The sequence below is a fragment of the Thalassotalea sediminis genome (assembly GCF_030295915.1).
GTDB lineage: Bacteria > Pseudomonadota > Gammaproteobacteria > Enterobacterales > Alteromonadaceae > Thalassotalea_C > Thalassotalea_C sediminis.
Map to the genome: position 1 here is coordinate 3,361,064 of NZ_AP027361.1, position 18,812 is coordinate 3,379,875.

General features: G+C 38.9%; 13 protein-coding genes. 4 read left to right on the forward strand and 9 right to left on the reverse strand.

Annotated elements, in window-relative coordinates; genetic code table 11:
* Positions 1–7: 7 nt before the first annotated feature.
* A complete protein-coding gene (locus QUE09_RS15320) occupies positions 8–2,689 on the reverse strand; it encodes a beta-N-acetylhexosaminidase (RefSeq protein ID WP_286235949.1) in 2,682 nt (893 codons plus the stop codon).
* A gap of 202 nt (positions 2,690–2,891) precedes the next feature.
* Here QUE09_RS15320 and QUE09_RS15325 point away from each other — a divergent pair, with 202 nt between their 5' ends.
* Positions 2,892–4,400, forward strand: a complete 1,509-nt coding sequence (locus QUE09_RS15325) for a tryptophan halogenase family protein (RefSeq protein ID WP_286233729.1) — start codon at positions 2,892–2,894, stop codon at positions 4,398–4,400.
* A gap of 104 nt (positions 4,401–4,504) precedes the next feature.
* Here QUE09_RS15325 and QUE09_RS15330 read toward each other — a convergent pair whose 3' ends face one another.
* The 3 genes from QUE09_RS15330 to QUE09_RS15340 all read right to left on the reverse strand — a co-directional run bounded on the left by QUE09_RS15330 (position 4,505) and on the right by QUE09_RS15340 (position 10,928).
* Complete coding sequence (locus tag QUE09_RS15330; RefSeq protein ID WP_286233730.1) at positions 4,505–6,019, reverse strand: tryptophan halogenase family protein; 1,515 nt, start codon at positions 6,017–6,019, stop codon at positions 4,505–4,507.
* 20 nt (positions 6,020–6,039) lie between these two features.
* On the reverse strand, positions 6,040–7,566 hold the full coding sequence (locus tag QUE09_RS15335) for a tryptophan halogenase family protein (RefSeq protein ID WP_286233731.1): 1,527 nt from the start codon (positions 7,564–7,566) through the stop codon (positions 6,040–6,042).
* A 200-nt stretch (positions 7,567–7,766) separates the two neighbouring features.
* Positions 7,767–10,928 (reverse strand): TonB-dependent receptor domain-containing protein, encoded by a 3,162-nt coding sequence (locus QUE09_RS15340; protein ID WP_286233734.1) that lies wholly within the window; start codon positions 10,926–10,928, stop codon positions 7,767–7,769.
* A 702-nt stretch (positions 10,929–11,630) separates the two neighbouring features.
* On the opposite strand from QUE09_RS15340, the gene QUE09_RS15345 reads away from it, so the two are divergent.
* Entirely contained in the window at positions 11,631–12,647 is a 1,017-nt protein-coding gene (locus QUE09_RS15345) for a LacI family DNA-binding transcriptional regulator (protein ID WP_286233736.1), read from the forward strand.
* A 42-nt stretch (positions 12,648–12,689) separates the two neighbouring features.
* Here the strand turns inward: QUE09_RS15345 and QUE09_RS15350 are convergent, their stop codons facing one another.
* From QUE09_RS15350 to QUE09_RS15360, 3 genes are read right to left on the reverse strand one after another with little or no spacing between them, the layout of a single operon-like run.
* Positions 12,690–12,848: a hypothetical protein gene (locus tag QUE09_RS15350; protein WP_286233738.1), complete on the reverse strand. Its 159-nt coding sequence runs from the start codon at positions 12,846–12,848 to the stop codon at positions 12,690–12,692.
* Positions 12,849–12,871: 23 nt separating this feature from the next.
* A complete protein-coding gene (rraB, locus tag QUE09_RS15355; RefSeq protein ID WP_286233740.1) occupies positions 12,872–13,222 on the reverse strand; it encodes a ribonuclease E inhibitor RraB in 351 nt (116 codons plus the stop codon).
* Entirely contained in the window at positions 13,219–13,932 is a 714-nt protein-coding gene (locus QUE09_RS15360) for a 1-acylglycerol-3-phosphate O-acyltransferase (protein ID WP_286233743.1), read from the reverse strand. Before QUE09_RS15360 ends, rraB begins: the two co-directional genes overlap by 4 nt.
* A 243-nt stretch (positions 13,933–14,175) precedes the next feature.
* On the opposite strand from QUE09_RS15360, the gene QUE09_RS15365 reads away from it, so the two are divergent.
* Positions 14,176–14,940 (forward strand): MipA/OmpV family protein, encoded by a 765-nt coding sequence (locus QUE09_RS15365; protein ID WP_286233744.1) that lies wholly within the window; start codon positions 14,176–14,178, stop codon positions 14,938–14,940.
* Positions 14,941–14,972: 32 nt separating this feature from the next.
* Here QUE09_RS15365 and QUE09_RS15370 read toward each other — a convergent pair whose 3' ends face one another.
* A complete protein-coding gene (locus tag QUE09_RS15370; RefSeq protein WP_286233745.1) occupies positions 14,973–15,545 on the reverse strand; it encodes a glutathione S-transferase family protein in 573 nt (190 codons plus the stop codon).
* Positions 15,546–15,641: 96 nt separating this feature from the next.
* A complete protein-coding gene (locus QUE09_RS15375) occupies positions 15,642–17,423 on the reverse strand; it encodes an acyl-CoA dehydrogenase C-terminal domain-containing protein (RefSeq protein WP_286233748.1) in 1,782 nt (593 codons plus the stop codon).
* A gap of 154 nt (positions 17,424–17,577) precedes the next feature.
* Here QUE09_RS15375 and QUE09_RS15380 point away from each other — a divergent pair, with 154 nt between their 5' ends.
* The gene (locus QUE09_RS15380; RefSeq protein ID WP_286233750.1) at positions 17,578–18,564 is read left to right on the forward strand and encodes a hypothetical protein; all 987 of its coding nucleotides are present in this window, start codon (positions 17,578–17,580) and stop codon (positions 18,562–18,564) included.
* Positions 18,565–18,812 lie beyond the last annotated feature (248 nt).

Here is an 18,812-nt window from a genome sequence, read left to right on the forward strand (position 1 = left end):
ATAAATATTACTTAGGCGATACAAACATGCTTCTGCTTTTTCGCGTGCCGTCACTCGTTACTGTACGCACCTGCACTTGACCCGACACTTTTGTCGGTTGCTGATACGTTTTCCATGTTTTACCTTCTTCTTTAAACTCGATGACTAACCCAGGAAACGCACTATTAGCATGAAGTATACCTTGCTCTATTTTTGCACCTGCTGTTGGTAGCCTGTAAGTCATACCCGCTATATCAAGTTTGGGTAATTCTTTTTGCCCTAGCGCATTGGCAAACAATCGCCACTGCTTATTTCTAGCCGCTTCTTTTTCAGCAGTGAATGTATTCGTTGATTGTGAATATTTTGCACCTTGATAATTGTACGGCACTACCCATGAAGGCTCAAACCATGCCCTTTCTGCAAGTGCAATCAGACGCGGGAATATTTTATATTCAGCAACATTATCTGTGCGCACGTTTTCGCTCCATAACTGTGCTTGAATCCCCAGCACCTTACGCCCTTTTTCCATTGGTTGGTGCGTGACCTTACCTTGTTCATCCTTTTGTAAGGTATCATCAATTGCAAATGGGTTTTCTTGCCTGTCTAACCAGAACTCAGCATGCACAGGTAAGTTTTGCGGCATAAATTGAAAAACTTTTTCAGTATTTGTATGACGAGAAGCCCAATAGTAACCGTGTTCTTTAGGGTCCGCTTCATAAGGGAAGTCAAAATAAGTTACATCAGGTGTCGACATCACGACTTGCCAATTACGATTGACGAGCTCATTTACTGACTGAGTTGCTCCCCAAGGAATGTGCGCCCAAGAGTTAGCTTGTACAACTGCCGGCATGTTGTCTTTATTAGTGTGCTCTAAGCCGTCACTCCAAGCAGCGGGCTCAATTCCCATCGCAGAGATCATGTTAGCAACGCGTTCAACAAAATAGGCACCTAGTTGCTTCATGTCAGTGACGCCTTTATCGTTGTTCTTAATAAAGGCTTTACAAACTGGAGATTCAAGCCAAGCACCGGCGGTTTCATCTGCACCAATATGATAGCGTGTTAATGGTTGCCCTGCTACTTGATGAATCTTCTTTACTTCACTCATTACTTTTTCAACAAAAGCATACGAAGACTCTTGGCAAGCATTAATGGTGTTATCGTTATAAAACTGTACCGATGAATATTTTGTTTCATCATCCGGATCATGCAATAAATATTGTTCTGCTTTTTCTTTGTCTTCTAATTGCATGTATTTATTGTATCGAGCAGTCATTGCTTTAATCGCTGCTCTTGAATGACCTGGCATATCAAGTGATGGTAATACCTGAATATGACGGGCCGTTGCAGCTTTTAAGATCTCGATGTAATCGTTAACACTATAAAAACCATTGTTAATGTTATTTTCATCAACTCCGGCACCTAATTGAGGCATTAAACATTGCTGTTCAGTGATATCAAAGCAACGTTTACTGCTAACTTCTGTTAATTCTGGTAACCCTGGAATTTCCAACCGCCACCCTTCATCTTCTCCCATGTGTAAATGCAACTTATTAAGTTTGTAAGCTGCCATTTGATCCATGAGTTTGATTATAAAGTCTTTGTCACGAAAATTTCTCGCAACATCAACAAGTAAGCCACGAAACTCAAATAAAGGCTCATCTTGAACACTAACATAAGGTAATGACTTATCATCGAGACTTAACAAACTTGCCAACGATTGAACACCATTAAAAACACCGGTTTCATCAACACCTGTAATGCGAATACCGGTTTGTAAAATCGTCATTGTATAGCTGCCGATCATTTTACTATCATCAGGCTTAATCGATAGTTTAACTTTGGCGCCGTTTTCAGATTGTTTAATACCCAGCGTTGCTAGACGCTCAAGTCCAGCAATTACGCTTTCCTTGTCAACATTTCCAAACGCTACATTTATGCCAGATGAAATATCCAACGCCCCTGAAGGCTCAGGAAATACGATGTTTTTTGGGGTAGGAATAATCACTTTACTTACATCAAGTAATTTCTCTCCAAGCACTTTATTTCTTTGATAAAAATCTTCTGCCGTTAGCCACTGAGTATTATCACTCGGCGTTCGTTTAAAGTGATGTTCATAATCACTGTAACTTTTAACATGTTGTAGCACTTCAAGTTGAGTATCTGGATCAATTGTCGGCTTTGTACTCGTAATTACTCTGGGTTCAAGTTCAGGTGCGGTAACAATCATGTTTGGCATGATGTCCGATTCTGCAAGCGTCCAAAAACTCGCTCTAAAGGTAACCGTCTTTGTTTCGCCTTTTTTGAGGCCAGCGAATTTTTCCGTTGGCGTTAAGCGATGCAAGTCACCATTTAAATGTTCTAATGTAAACAGGTTACCGTCAGCATTATGTAATGGTGCTATTTGGCTATAATAAATTTGCCAACCAGATGCAGGAATATCTTCTTTTGCCGTTAACTTAAACTGTGCTTCAAAGCACAAGCCATCAGTCTTATTTGGATCGCATTTATCCCCTGCTTGGTTCGTTACAAGAATAAACTGAATTTGTAATGCGTCAGCAATAGTATCGATGTCTTGTTGCGTTAAGGCTCCCATTTGCGTCGCTTGCACTTCAGCCGTTTGCGTTTGTTGTGAAGTTGGGGTAGTGGTTTCTCCACAGCCGGCCATCACAAATGCTGCAGAAATCATTGCGGATAACACTGTCAATTTCATCACGTTGCTACTCATTTTTTTATTATTTGAAGATATAAACATGAACGATTTTGACAGCGCTGTCAAAAATTTCTTTACACATAAGGTACAGCGCTATAAGTTTGTGTTATAAATTGAGTCAATATTGATTTTATACCGTTAAGCAATTTTGCGCATGGTAAAGTGTTAGTGTGTCATCTTGAGTGGAAAGAGTAGAAGTAATATGTCAGAGTCGATCAAAAAAGTAGTTATCGTGGGGGGTGGTACCGCTGGGTGGATGACTGCTGCAAGTCTTAGCAAATATTTAGCGAACAAAGACACTAACATTACGATTATAGAATCAACGACTGTCGGCACAGTAGGTGTTGGTGAAGCCACAATTCCAAATATAATAAATTACAATAAAAATCTAGGTATTGATGAATTAGAACTCATTAAAGCAACGCAAGCGACCTTTAAACTCGGCATACAGTTCGAAGATTGGAATAAACCGGGAGAAAAATTTTTTCATCCTTTTTCAGATTATGGTATGCCGATTAACAATGTTGATTTTCATCACTACATTAATAGAGTTAATGCACAAGGAAGCCAGCTAAATATAGAAGATTACTGTTTTCCTGCGGTATTAGCTAAGCAAGGAAAGTTTGCGCAACCGCATCCAAACCCGCCCTCACCTTTAGCAGATTATCAATATGCACTTCACTTTGATGCTGGGTTATATGCTAATTTTCTCAAATCTTTTGCACTCAAACATGGTGTAGTTCATATTGACGCATTCATTCGTAGTGTCGAACTTAATCAAGAAAATGGCTTTATCAAATCAGTCACGCTTGAAAATGGCGACATTATAAATGGTGATCTATTCATTGATTGTTCGGGGTTTAAAGGGTTACTTATTGAAGAAGCTCTAAAAACCGGTTATGAAGATTGGAGTCATTGGCTTCTTTGTGACCGTGCCATGGCTGTACAAACAGAATTATCTGGCGAGATAACACCTTTTACCCGCTCAATAGCCAAAGCTTATGGCTGGCAATGGCGTATCCCATTACAGCATCGAATGGGTAATGGGTATATATATGCAAGTAAATATCAATCTGATGAGGAAGCAGAGCGCACTTTACTATCGAGTATCGAGGGTAAAAAAATTAAAGATATTCGAAAGTTTCAATTTACACCTGGATGTAGAAAAAAAGTTTGGAATAAAAACTGTGTTGCTATTGGCTTATCTTCAGGATTTTTAGAGCCTTTAGAGTCAACTAGTATTTCATTAATACAATCTGTCATTGATAAACTACTGACGTTTTTTCCAGATACATCTTTTAACCAACATGATATAGATGAAGTAAACCGGCTACATAATGATGAACTTATTCACATCCGAGATTTTTTAATCTTGCATTATAAAGCAAGCAAACGCGATGACTCACCTTTTTGGCAACATTGCCAAGAGATGAGCATTCCAGATTCTTTAGCTCACAAAATAGCAGTTTTCGAAAGCAGAGGTCATATTATTATTAGAGAAAGCGAATCATTCGAACCAGCTAGTTGGTTAACGATGTATAACGCATTTGGCTTCATACCTAAACGATTTGATGAAAGAACAGAGAAAGTTTCGATAGATATACTGATAAAGAATTTGTCACAAATGAAAGGCTCTTTAGAGAATGCTGCAAAACAAGCTATAACACATACTGAATTTATTAAAAGGCATTGCCAAGCTAGACCATTATAACGTTTGCTTCACTACAAGGTTATGGTACTTGGCTAAGCAGGATTAACTAGCTTTCAGAGCTGCCTTAATACTGCTTAGCATAGCAACAGACAATACCACTTAGATCAAGGCATCTTTGCTCGACAGTATTTTTCTAAAAACTCATCATGGCTAGGCTGTGATTCAGCAATTTGAATTAACCCTTGCTTTCCCTGTGATAATATTGAACTTAATTTATTTGCATCCAACGTATCTAATGCGGGGTTATATCGCTCGGGCATCACTTGCATTCCCATTAATATTGCATACCAACTCGTAGGTTGAAACAGCTCTTCGGTACCGGGGATCAACCCACCAGAAACCTTATAAAAGTCAATTTTACGCTCTAGCGAGGTAGGTATTTTCATCTGCTGACACCAACGCCAAAACTCAGTATCCTCCCTTTTAGTCGTGCAATAATGTAACACTAAAAAGTCTCTAATTTCTTCGTAATCTACTCTGACTCTGCGATTAAATTCATCTTGTAGTTGCTGATGACATGATTTATCGGGAAACATCCTAATAAAAAAAGCCAGTGTCCTAGTAACAAGATGTATTGCCGTTGATTCTAGCGGCTCTAAAAAGCCCTGTGCTAAACCAAGCGCCAAACAATTTTTATACCAAGCCTTTTTTCGAAGCCCTGTGGTAAAAGGAATTATTCGTGGCTCTGTCAACGGTTTACCTTCCACTGAGTCAAGTAAGGTTTTCGTTGCCTCTTCATCACTGATATATTTACTACAAAAAACATAGCCATTACCGGTGCGATGTTGCAAGGGGATACGCCATGTCCACCCAGCCTCTTTGGCTGTTGATACAGTATAGGGTTTTGTTTCACCCGTTTTTTCGGTTTGTACTGTAACGGCCCGGTTACACGGTAAATAGTGAGACCAATCATCATACCCAGCATTCAAAGTTTGTTCTATAAGTAGGCCTTTAAAGCCTGAACAATCAATAAAAAAGTCACCACTTATTTGCGAATTATCATCTAATGTTACGGACTCAATATAACCTTCTTCATTTTGTGCTACAGATTTAATCAAGCCTTCGGTTCTTTTGACACCCAAATTTTCTGCAAATTTTCTTAAGTACTTACCCGCAAGTGTAGAATCAAGGTGTAAAGCATAAAAAATGCGTTCCAGTGGTGTATTTCGAGCCTCAAACGGTAAGAAAAACTTATTTCTCTCCGATAATACATATTCAGGAGAGTGAGCCATAAGTGGTGTAGGATCTCCTTCAGCTTTAGATTTCAGCCAACATTGAAAAAAGTCAAACCCGGCTATTGGTTTTCCTATGCTGCCGAAAGGGTGAAAATAACTATCTCCTTTTGCATACCAATCTTCAAACTGAATACCGAGTTTAAAACTGCCCTGCGTTTCCTTGATAAAGTCATCTAAATTAATACCAAGGCTATTTAATACAATCAGCAATGAAGGAATTGTTGCTTCACCTACGCCTATTGTGCCAATTTGTTCAGATTCAACTAACTCAATCTCAAGATCTGAGTTTTTAAAGCCATGCGCTAGTGTTGCGGCGGCAATCCAACCTGAGGTACCTCCTCCAACAATGACAATCTTACTGAGTGGGTTTTCTGTTTTATTCATGTTATTTCCAGTGAAAACGATTATGACTGTTCTTTTGCTTCAAAATGGCAATATTTTTTCAAAAATATACCATGGGGCAAGGCGTTGTTAGCCGAATGTTGTACACGATGTCGCATGTAATGTAAGTTTTTATTTAAATACTCTAACGGCATGTTGTCTGCCTTTTTGTCATAAGCTTTCGGGTACATTTCAAAACCATCAAATATAGCTAGCCAGCTATCTTTGCCAAAAATTTCAAACGGATACCGCTTTAACTCTCCTGTTGACAGAAAGATATCTATTTTTTCTTGCAGTGTATCGGGTAATTGCAGCTGTTGGCAATCTCGCCAAAACGCTGAATCATCGCGTTTACTCGCTTTGTAATGCAATATAATGAAATCTCGTACTCGCTCATACTCTAACGCTGTTTTTTGGTTAAACAGATCTACCTTAGTTTGGTCATAACATGCACCATGCAAAGAGCCAATTAATTTTTCAATTGCCGTTTCTACTAAAGCAATACTGGTTGATTCCAGCGGCTCTAAGAATCCAGATGATAGCCCTATTGCTACGCAGTTTTTATACCAAGCTTTTTCACGTCGGCCCGGAGTAAAATTAAAAGTACGAGGTTCATGTAATAGCTTACCATCAATATTTGATAATAAAGTATCAAGTGCCGCTTGTTCATCTATATATTGGCTAGCAAAAACATGGCCATTTCCTTGTCTGTGCTGCAAGGGTATTTTCCATTGCCAACCGGCTTTATGTGCTTTGGATACTGTGCGAGCATTTGGTGCCATTACAGATTCACTCTGTACCGCAAATGCTCGATCACAAAACAACCATTTGCTCCAGTTTTCATATCCAATGTTGAGCGTTTTGTTAATCAGTAGACCCTGAAAACCTGAACAATCAATAAAAAGATCACCTTCTATTTCAGTGCCATCTTCTAGCAAAACAGATTTAATGTCTCCATTATCATTACGCGTTGAAACTTCATCAATTTTACCATCGATTAATGTTGTTCCATTATTTTCTGAATATTCCCGCATTAATTTTGCAAATAACGCAGCATCAAAGTGTAAAGCCCAGTCAAAAATTTCAAGTTGGCTTTCAGGGTTTGTAGTTGGTACTGCAAATTTATTGTCTTTTGCGAGCTGAACACCTAAAGAAAAATCTGCTAGTGGGTAAACATTATCCACTTGCCTTTGACGCAACCAGTAATGATGAAAATCGACTTCTTTCGTACCTTGCCCATAAATGCCAAAAGGGTGAATAAATGAACTATCTAGTTTGTGCCAATCCTTAAATTCAATGCCCAGTTTGCATGTTGCAGCCGTAGCTTTTAAGACATCGAGATCTGACAAGCCTAATTTACCGTAAAAACGTCTTAACGTGGGTATTGTCGCTTCTCCAACACCAATAGTGCCAATCTGTGAAGATTCAACCAGAGTAATTTTCACCTTTTCATTGGCAAAATAGTGGCTCAATGCCGCTGCAGTCATCCAACCTGAGGTTCCTCCACCAACAATAACAATTGAGTTGACTTGTTTTTTTTGTTCAAACATCGAATTACCTATTTGCCTAACGTTAATGCCTATTTCATTAAATACTACCCCAGTACTTAAAGAAATAGAAATTGCCCTAATACGCTAATATTGGCTGACTATTTGTAAGTTCAATAAAACACACCTCTTGAGTTCATGCTTTAGAGATAAAAAAACCGCCGCATAAGCGACGGTTTTTGATTTAGTCCAGCGTTGTTCAATTAGAACTTAACGCGTGTACCTACTGTCCAACGTGCTTCATAAACGTTTTGGAAAGCTTTTTGCTTTTCAAACTCAATGAATGCTTGTTGGTACTCTTCAGTAATGTTTGAACCATTCACATAAAAGCTAATGTCTTCACTGAAGTTGTACGTCGCATTAAAGTCAAGCTGCGAGTAATCGTCTTGATACAACGATTGACCACCTGTGCCTGAATTACCTGCGGTCATCAAACGCGGGCTACGTGAGTTCCACGCTAAACGCGCTGAGAATGTCTCATTTTCATACCACACAACCGCGTTATATGTATCTTCTGACATCCCTTGGAACGGTAAGTCATCACCGTGTACGTCTTTCGCTTCTTGTTTTGAATCGGTATACGTGTAGTTTAAGTCAAAACCAACATTCTTAAAGATACCATCATCACCTAAGAAATCACTTAACGCCACTTTAGCGCCCAATTCAAAACCAGCTACTTCACCACCTTTTGATTGTGCCGTAAACGTCGTTGGGTGTGGACCACGGATAACACCATCACTATCTGGCTCTTCGCTACGTAGCTCTGTTTTACTTTCAGTAAATTCGGCAATATCAATACCAAATGCTGATGCAAAGAACATTGATGCTTCACCTGCATACCACTCAGCTGATAATGACCAATTCTCTGAGCGCCATGGGTTCAACGCCGGGTTACCGTTTAGCGTCACTTCTTGTACACGCATACAGCCACAGCCATTATTAAACACCATACCGACGTTTTTACCTGCTCCCCATTGCGCTAAGTCTAACGCTTGCATATTTTCAGAGAACGCCGCACGTAAAACAACGTCATCACTTGCTTGATACGCTAAGTTAATTGACGGTAATTCGTCTTTATACGTACGCTCAGTTACTTCATCACCAATATCTGGCCCTAAACCTGAATGCGGTAAGTTACCACCAATTAGGTTTTGCTTCACAAATAACGTGGTTTCAATCACTTTAAGTCCAACGTTACCTGATAAGTTACCGTACTCAAAGTTCGCTTGTAAGAAGTAAGATAATTCATCTAACCCTACATCATACGTCGCACCACCATTTTCAGTACGTTGTACGTTACCAAACGTATCTTGATGCCATTGGCGTGGGTTACGGAAGTTACTTGGGTCAATCACCCAAATACCTGGAATGCCTTTAACATTACCAAAGTCTGTTTGCCATGAAACCGTTGTATGCTGGTCTAAACGTGTTGGTGGTAATAACGTATAAGGAGTCCACGTGAAATCACCGTAAATAGGGTCGCCATTTTCATCAACTTTTGGTACATACATTCTCTCACCAGTATCTTCATCATACTGATAATGTGATGTTTCTTCGTACTCGCCAGTTTCAGCATTATAAGCAAAATTACCTTGCTCTGCAGGTGTGTACTCACCCGTACCTTCTAAGCCATAACAAGCGTTATCAGGAGCATTACTCGTACTTCTATCTAAGTTTTGGTCAACCGCTTTCCATTGTGCAATATCACAACCGTTACCAAAATCTGAAGTATACGTAAATTGGTCATGGTCAATATCACGTTGTGAATAACGAATACCAAAATCAACACTGGTAATAACATCGTTATTTTCTAATGCGTAGTTCCATTTTGTGCTAAAAGTACGCATGTCTGCTTTATCATCAGTGTTACCTTCTGATGAAAATGCACCAATGTGATATGAATCAAGGCTTGCCATGTAATCAGCAACTGTCATTGCACCTTGACCACCAGTGACCACTTGGTCGAAACCACCAAACGTTGGATGCTCACCACTAGCATCATGCGTTAAGAAGAAATCACCTGTTTCAATACCTTGAGAGAACTTACCGTAACAGCCGCCTTCTGAGCCAACAATTTCTTCACCGTTGTTACAGTATTCCGCTGATGTAAAACCACCTGGGCCTAATACCAACGCACCTTCATCGATACTCATGATATCGCCTTCACCGTAGGCATGACGCATTTTCGCTGTTGCAGTAGCATCAGTGAAACGTACTTGACCAGTTAACGCACCACCATTGTCATAATCTAACTGTAAGTTGAAGTTACGTGATTTTTCTTCATTAATGTTAACTTGCGTAAATGATTGTAAACGGTATGGACGCATCTTAAAGGCATCAACACCACGCCATTCGTTGCCATCAGCGTCTGTGTATGAATCACCGGTATAGTTGGTCGCAAACGCATACTGGGCGAAAGTTTGCCAGCGGTTATTGTTGTTAAAACCTGAACGCGCATTAAAACGGTCTTGGTTTGTGTAGAAATAATCTGCTGTTAACGTGTAGCCTTCACCTAAATCAACTTGTAAAGACGCTTGAACAGCATCACGCTCACGCTCTTCAGTTTTATTAAACGCAGTAAAACCGTGTGGCACTATGTTGCGGTAGCCAGCAGATTCAGCTGGTGTACTCCACGCGTAGTTATTAGATGTCCAACCTAAACCACCGTTTTCAGAAGTATCGTTATGGCCGTTATAATCGGTTGCTAGCGTTACATCTTGTGTCACCGCTGAAATTAAGAAACCAATTTTACCGTCATTATATGCCGCTAAGCCATGCAATGTTGGGTCTGTTTCTTCGGTAATTGAACCGCGTGTTGCTTCCGCACCACCCACGAATGTCCAACCATCATCCATGTCAAATGGACGACGCGTTTTTAAGTCAATCGCACCGGCAATACCTTGCGCAGTATTATCAGCTGTTGCCGATTTATACACATCAACACCACCAAAAAGTTGCGCAGGTAAATCACCTAAATCAGCGCCTGAGGTATCAATTGTTGTTGCAGATAAAAAGGTTTCACCATTCATGGTGGTATCAATTTGAGGTAGACCACGAATTTGAACACCGCCGCCTTCACCAGCAACACGTTCAATTTGAACACCCGTAATACGTTGCAATGAATCAGTAATGGTTACATCAGGTAACTTACCAATATCTTCTGCTGCAATACCGTCAACTTGCGAATCAGCAAAACGTTTACCGTTTATACTTGCTTTTGTTGAGCCACGGATACCCGTGACTTCAATTACTTCAACTTCTTTATCAGCGCCTTCAGCAGCCATTGCTAATGGTGTAGCACCACCCGCAAGAACCATAGCGATTGAACTCGCTAAAACGCCTTTTTTAAATGTTTTAGATGACATCGACTTTCCCTTACACACGTTTTTTAAATTTGTTTCGTTATGTTTATATAACCTCATTAAAGACAGCGCTGTCTTTTAATTTGATGACAGCGTTGTCATAGGTTAAGTAAAACCATACACAAAAAATACAATCATGGCTATACTTGATCGCAACATTATCTTCAAAAACCACATAACACATTGAAATATATCGTTATAAAATTAATTTCCAATTATAGATAACAAGTAAAAATGGCGGGGATTTTAATAAATATTCGTTATTTTTCGATTAGTTATAAGATATTACTGAATAATAATGCATGATAATGAATAGAATTTGGCGTTTTATTACTACACTCAAGACTAGGCGTTCAGTAAATGCACCCAAGCCGTTTAAACAGTAATCAATACAACGCTAAAAATTATACATAAAACCTAACAGGTCAAATTTAAGTTAATAACTACTAGTAAACATTCGCCATTTTAAACTGCTCAAATATTAACCTTGACTTTACGATAAAGATTCACTTAATTTAAAGTCACTTGTGATTCGTTCGCCTAAAGATGACAACGCTGTCAGTTTTTTTAATAAAAATACTTATACAGGTACAATTATCGGCGTATTAAATAAATACTTGCTGCTAACGGTATAAATACATATTCTTACGCACTCACAAACTGCTCAACAATAATTATTATTACTATACAAGGCTGTAATTTTAGATGAAAACAACGATAACTGACGTAGCAAAAGCGGCAGGTGTGTCAATAAAGACAGTATCAAGAGTGATGAATAATGAGCCTTCAGTGCGCCAACCTACACGTGATAAAGTCATGGCGGCCGTTAAATCGCTTAATTATCAACCAAATTTAGCTGCACGAAACTTAGCAGGTACAAAATCTTACAGTATTGCCTTTATTTACGACAACCCAAATGCTTACTATGTTATCGATATGCAAAACGGTATTCTGGAAGCTTGTAAAAAACAAGGTTTTGAATTATTAATTCACCCATGTAGCGCGAAGTCAGAACATCTTGTTGAAGAGATCACTGATATGATCAAGCATTCTCGTATCGCGGGATTAGTGTTGACTCCGCCATTTTCAGAAATGCCTGAATTTGTTGAGCACATATTAAAGTTAGATATTGAAGTCGTCCGTATTATGTCTGGTGATGTTGCTCCAGATAATATTGCCCCATGTATTATGATTAATGACCATGATGCCGCCTTAAGTATCACTCAACACCTTATTGACCTTGGGCACAAAGATATTGCTTTCATTGCTGGTGAAGCAGAACATATGTCCACTGTTGAACGTCTAAAAGGTTACAAAAAATCTCTACAAGACAATAATATCGAAATAGATGATCAGTTAATTGTAAACGGGGAATATTCTTTCGAGTCAGGGGTTCAAGGCGCTAAACAATTAATGGCAAGAAACGTCAAACCTACCGCCATTTTTTGTTGTAACGATGAAATCGCAGCCGGTGCACTTTTTGCTGCGCGATTATTAGGGATAAATATACCTGAGCAATTATCCATTACAGGGTTTGAAAACAGTCCATTCTCCCGTCAAACCTGGCCAAGGCTGACCACAGCACATCAACCCAATCCAAAAATAGCTGAAGATGCGGCGAACCTACTCATTGCTAAATCGAGAAAACAAGCCGCAAAATCAATTGTAACGCATTACACGCCACAATTAGTGGTAAGAGACTCAACATCAAATGTTATCTAATGTTGAGTCATAGTATTTGTTAACGCATCATCAGTATACGGTTTAGTTGTCAGGATCCATTCCTTGCTTTATTTTCTCAATTCGTTCCTGATGACGGTGATGAGCTTTTAGCGCTGCGACACTAAATGCACCAACAATTGCGACAATCGGTATAATTAAGGCTAAGACATCCGCCCTTAACAGCTTATCTAACCATTCCATTTATTCACTCCTTTATCCTGTTATTATTCTTCGAAATATGTTCCCCAACCATCATAATCAACTTTATTCTGGCCTGCCAACTCAAACATTAATTTGGTTTCATCTTTTAGAATCTCGATTTCCAGTGGTTGCTCTGTCACAATGTCAAAAGCAAAGACTTTATCACCATTTTCTAATTCTGCTTCTTCAGGCTCTTCTACATCAAAGCCCATTTTAAATGCCGCAATTGCCGCTTTTTCTAGTTTTTCAAAACTTTCACTCGAAAAATGGTGCTCAATGGTGTGATGCACTTCTTCATTAGAGCCATCGCTAATAAGTGCTTCCACAAGAGATTCTGTATGTTGATATAATTCCTCTAATGCTTGGTCGATCATTGTTTTGCCTCTTGTGTAAGTTGATCAAACTTCACGGTCATTTTAGCTCTCGTGTCATTTGCAAGTTTTCTAATATCTTCTGTACGTAAACCTTCCATCGAAATAGGATCCATATACTCAATAATAAGTTTACCATTGTTCCAACGGTTAAGTTTAATATCATTCGAGTTACTACATACGCATGGCACAATAGGAGAGCCCGCGCTCATTGCCGTTCTAAAAGCGCCTGTTTTAAATGGCAATATACCTCGACCGTAACTTCTTGTACCTTCTGGGAAAAGCCACACAGAAATGCCCTTCTTTTTAATTTTATCGACTGTAGATGTAATGGTATTAGAAGCTTTATTTTTATTATTCCGATCAATAAGTATATTCCCCGTTAACCAATACATTTGACCAAAAAATGGGATCCACGCTAAACTTTTTTTACCCACACTAACTGTATTAGGTTGCACAGCCTTGCTGATGGTAAACAAATCATAACTATTTTGATGGTTGCCAATGTACACATATGACTGTTCTGGCGAAATAGTCTGAGGAACCCTCACTTCAATTTCTACGCCTACAATATACGAAACCTTTGCCATCCATTGTGCTGTTCGATAAACGTTATTTCGATGAAACGGTCTGACTAAACACATCAACATAGAAATACAAGAAATAATGACAATCGCTATTGCCATTAAAATAATGCGAATAAATGCTAACAAAGCTAATTCTCATAACTAAACTTGCGGCAATTATACATCAATGGCATCAATAATCGTTATAGAAAATGTTGATATATATTTCACACATAAAAACAACAAGCTACGCAATTATCTGAAATATTTTGTCAATGTAGCCCCCTATTATTTAATACGCAGTCTATAGTTAAGCAGGTAGCACTTTAAAAAATAAAAACAGTTGTCTTATATTAAGAATGATTTGCTACCTAGCACAAGGGTTATTCAATGAAACATATGATCTTGATAAGTTTACTTATAAGTATTACAGCACAAGCAAATAGTGATGTGGTCGCTAGTAACGATATTACGATAAATAAGCAGTCTGGCATCAGTTTTTCGCAACAATGGGGCTTAGACGCCATTAATATTCCACAAAGCCTTGTTAGCCATAATGCCGAATCGCTTGGTTTATTAGCACCAGAAGAAAACCTTTTCGCAACAAGCCGCATAGTAACACGAACGGGTCAGTGGAAATCTAATGATAAAAGCTCTTCAAAGTATTGGGTTGGTCATATCCAGCAACCTACTGTAAACGACGATGTAAACAAGCGCCCTTTTGTATCCGACATACGAGAGAACCATGGCTTAAATGCCGCCTATGTATTTGGTCGGTTTAGTGCAGAAACAGCGATCATTAATCAACAATCTACCATCGCTGATTCAACCACTATTTATTTGCAAGGTGCCTATAACATTGTCGCGTATGAAAACCTAAATGTCACAGTCACCGCACAATTCGAGTCGATGGGAGAGAACCAAGTAAGAGGATATTTTGGTGCCCCCGAATACGATGTACTCACAGTATCATCAAATACTAAACGCGCTAAGAACTACACACTTGGTTTGGTGACAACTTATTCCATCACAAAAGACTGGAAGCTCATGGGGCTTTTAAGCGCCACTAACTTAGATAAAACGTTAGAAAAGAGCCCTTTTATCGACCACAAAAACATTCAAATGGCTCTTATTGGCACCAGTTATTCCTTTTAACAGTTAATGCGTCAAACAATTTACAACAGTATTTAAAGCCTAGGATCAGTAGAATGTAAAATAACACGTGACGCATTTTGCTGAAAAAACTGTACTAAATGTGTAAAGTTGTGCCATGTCGTCATTTCTCTAAAGTCCACCCAGTCAAGTAAGCACCACAAACATATAGCTGGATAATGCCACTGATTAAATTCACCATTCGCAACCGCAGTATCTAACGTAGCAAGTACCGTTTTAGTGCGTTCTCGCTGTAGATTAAAAAACAATGCGTCTTGCATAGTATCGATATCTGAACGCTTTAATATCAATGTTGATACTAAAGCATCATTTACTGAATCAATTAAGGTTAGTAAATTTTCTTGAGGCCAAGATAATTTGGGTTCGTCAAATTTTTCAACCAAATAACGATAAATAACGCGAGAATCGTAAATGCATAAATCATCATCAATAAGAGCTGGGATTTTTTGTGCTGGGTTTTTTTCGGTCAAAAGCGTTCTATCTTGCTCTGCAAAAATATCTAAGTTAACAAAGTCGTAATCTTTATCTTCTAAATAAACACGCAGTCGTCTCACAAAAGGAGAAGTTGTAGAGCCTAATAATTTCATAAAAAAATCCTTATGGTTATATCGTTTTAAGGATATCACTATTTAAGCAGGTAAACCGCACAAAAAAAAGCCCACCATATAAAGTGGGCTTAAACATTAAAATAACGCATCCGGTATATCAAACATTGGTGCAGAACCTGATTTAATTGCTGCAATCAATGATGCATTTCTCGGCAACAAGCGTGCAAAGAAATACTTAGCTGTATAAAGCTTACTCTGATGAAACTCTGGGTCTTCAGCCTCATTTTTCATGCTCACTTCCGCCATTTTACACCACACATAAGCCATCGAAGTATAGCCAACGATATGTAGGTAGTCATTTGCTGAAGTCCCTAAAATTTCAGAATCTTGTTGTGCTTGCGTCAAAATAAATTGCGTTATCTGTTCAAGCTCAGTAACTGCAGCAGCCAACGGTTTAACAAATTCTGCCATGTTATCTTTAGTAGTATTATCAATGTAATGCTTAATTTCGGTAAGAAACCCAGCCAATAATTGACCTTTAGATGAAGCAACTTTACGCGCTAATAAGTCCATTGCTTGGATACCATTAGTGCCTTCGTATATTTGCGCAATTCTCGTATCCCTGACAAGTTGCTCTTGTCCCCACTCTCGGACATAGCCATGACCACCAAATACTTGCTGGCCAGCCACAGTGTTTTCAAAACCAATATCCGTGAAAAATGCTTTAGCAACGGGTGTCATTAACGCAGCTATACCTTCCGCTGTTTTTTGTTGTTCACCATCACCAAATGTTGCAATATCCAATTGATTTGCAATATATAAAGACAGCGCGCGTGAACCTTCATTTAACGCTTTCATATTAAGCAACATACGACGAACATCGCCATGAACCATAATTGAATCTGCCGCTTGATCAGGCGTTTTTGCGCCTGAAAGTGAACGACTTTGTAATCGATCTTTGGCATATTCGAGCGCATTTTGATAGGAGCGCACACTAGCACCTAATCCTTGAATGCCTACACCAATGCGTTCAAAATTCATCATGGTAAACATACACGCTAAGCCTTTATTAACTTCACCCACGAGGTAACCGGTTGCGCCGTCAAAGTTCATAACACAAGTCGCTGATGCGTGTATGCCCATTTTATGCTCAATTGAGCCACAACTTACGTTGTTAAAATCACCGAGTGTTTCATCGTCGTTTACTTTGTACTTAGGCACTACGAATAAAGAAATACCCTTAGGGCCAGCGGGAGCGTCAGGAAGTTTAGCTAAAACTAAATGAATAATATTCTCTGCAAGATCATGCTCACCCGCAGTAATAAATATTTTGTTACCTGTTATTTTATAGCTACCATCTTCTTGAGGTTCAGCTTTCGTCCTGATCATCCCAAGATCAGTTCCTGCATGAGCCTCGGTTAAACACATTGAGGCAGTCCAATCACCTTGATATAAGCGTGTTAAATAACGCTCTTTAAGCTCATCACTCGCGTGCTTTGCAAGTGATAAAGCAGCCCCTGCAGTTAACCCAGGGTAAAGTGAAAATGAAATATCTGCTGAACATAACATCTCTTCATGTAAAGAAGTGATCGTTTTCGGCATCCCCATACCACCATACTCAATATCACCCCCCAATGATGTCCAACCGCCTTCTGCATAGGTTTTAAATGCTTCTTTATAACCAGGTGCCGTTGTCACAGTACCATTGTCAAAGCTAACACCAACTTCATCACCTTCTCGTGAAATAGGCGCGATAACTTGTTCAGCTATTTTTGCACATTCCGATAAAATAGCTTGAGACGTTTCTTGATCAACATGTTCAGCGAGCTTAGGTAGCTCTGGCCAAGTTTTGTCGACTGAGAAAACATCCCATAATAAATAGTTCATATCTTTTAGCGGAGCGTGATAATCAGCCATGTTGCAACCTCATTTTCAAACAATTAATTCAAACATGTGTTTGAATATAACGAAACTATCCTAAATGTAAAGCAAAGCACTGCAAATAACTTGTCGAATCGCGCTCGCTTGCTTAAAGTGAGTATAGGACAACACATTTACTTGAAGTAATAAAATGCGCGTCATCACTTTGATATTCAGTTTTTCGCTTTATCTATCGCCAACACTCAGCGATATAGTCTTGGCTGCGCAAATTAATTTCAATAAAACGCAAGAAGGGAGCAATATAAAATTTCATTACCAATGGTTAGATCATTATCAAAATACACAAACACTAGATTTTCAGTTTAGTAAGGAGCAAGTATTTGATAAGTATAGAAATTTAACAAATTACAAACCAAAAAGAGCGCAAGAGTTTGTCAACAACAGTTTACGAAAACACTTTAGAACACAACCAATATCAGGGGTTTTAGTACTCTTTAAACAGCAAGGGAATATAGTAACAACCCAAATTAAAAGCCAAAATAAAAACAAAATAAGAGAAGCAGAGCAAGAAGTTAATAACCTTCAACAACGCTATTATCGTGAATATTTACAAAAAAGTTATTTTCAACAATTCGTTACCCCTGACAACATTCCGGCCATTAAGCCAGATCACCGAAGAATAGCGCAAGAGTCAGTCAACGACTTTAAGCCGTTAAAGCCCACGATCATGGCAAAGTCATCAATAAAAAATATTCGCCGAGTAAGTAATTTTGTTATCGGTTTTATACAAAGCATACCGTATGCAACACTAGAATCGCGCATTACATCTTCTGGAGCAGGATTCAACCCACCTTTAAAACTCCTATGGGAAAACCAAGGAGACTGTGATAGCAAAGTAACCCTTGCTGCCGCAATTTTACGAATGCTAATGCCGCGTATTAATATTATACTGGTCTTCATCGACAATCATGCACTCATTGGTATAGATGATACGCCGCAAAGCGATGACGTCACTCTAACTCATGAAGGGGTAACCTACGTTTTGGCAGAGCCGACAGGCCCTGCTATGTTAACTATGGGCGATATTGCTCCTGATTCTGAAAGGGCAATCTTTAATGGTCGCTACGTTGTTGAGCCATTTCTTATAGAGGAAGATGTAGAAGCCACTGAAAACTGACCCGATAGTAGTCAATCAGTTATTAGCTGAGATGCAGTAAGTCATCCACATGCACGGCAAGTTGCTAAATGACGAAAAGCTCCATCACTGAAATATAGCATTAAAAAACTACATGAAATCCATTTAATTAATACTGTTAAACTAAGCTTTACAGGTAAAACGTTCACTATCTCCATAAGAAGTGGTTTTGAGTTAACAATAAAAAAGGCCAGATTTGACTGGCCTTTTATACATTTAAAATAATGTTA

Bases quoted from the DNA above. Each gene is read 5' to 3' on its own strand.
- QUE09_RS15320 (WP_286235949.1), bottom strand. From the start codon at position 2,689: ATGAAATTGACAGTGTTATCCGCAATGATTTCTGCAGCATTTGTGATG.
- QUE09_RS15325 (WP_286233729.1), top strand. From the start codon at position 2,892: ATGTCAGAGTCGATCAAAAAAGTAGTTATCGTGGGGGGTGGTACCGCT.
- QUE09_RS15330 (WP_286233730.1), bottom strand. From the start codon at position 6,019: ATGAATAAAACAGAAAACCCACTCAGTAAGATTGTCATTGTTGGAGGA.
- QUE09_RS15335 (WP_286233731.1), bottom strand. From the start codon at position 7,566: ATGTTTGAACAAAAAAAACAAGTCAACTCAATTGTTATTGTTGGTGGA.
- QUE09_RS15340 (WP_286233734.1), bottom strand. From the start codon at position 10,928: ATGTCATCTAAAACATTTAAAAAAGGCGTTTTAGCGAGTTCAATCGCT.
- QUE09_RS15345 (WP_286233736.1), top strand. From the start codon at position 11,631: ATGAAAACAACGATAACTGACGTAGCAAAAGCGGCAGGTGTGTCAATA.
- QUE09_RS15350 (WP_286233738.1), bottom strand. From the start codon at position 12,848: ATGGAATGGTTAGATAAGCTGTTAAGGGCGGATGTCTTAGCCTTAATT.
- rraB (WP_286233740.1), bottom strand. From the start codon at position 13,222: ATGATCGACCAAGCATTAGAGGAATTATATCAACATACAGAATCTCTT.
- QUE09_RS15365 (WP_286233744.1), top strand. From the start codon at position 14,176: ATGAAACATATGATCTTGATAAGTTTACTTATAAGTATTACAGCACAA.
- QUE09_RS15370 (WP_286233745.1), bottom strand. From the start codon at position 15,545: ATGAAATTATTAGGCTCTACAACTTCTCCTTTTGTGAGACGACTGCGT.
- QUE09_RS15375 (WP_286233748.1), bottom strand. From the start codon at position 17,423: ATGGCTGATTATCACGCTCCGCTAAAAGATATGAACTATTTATTATGG.
- QUE09_RS15380 (WP_286233750.1), top strand. From the start codon at position 17,578: ATGCGCGTCATCACTTTGATATTCAGTTTTTCGCTTTATCTATCGCCA.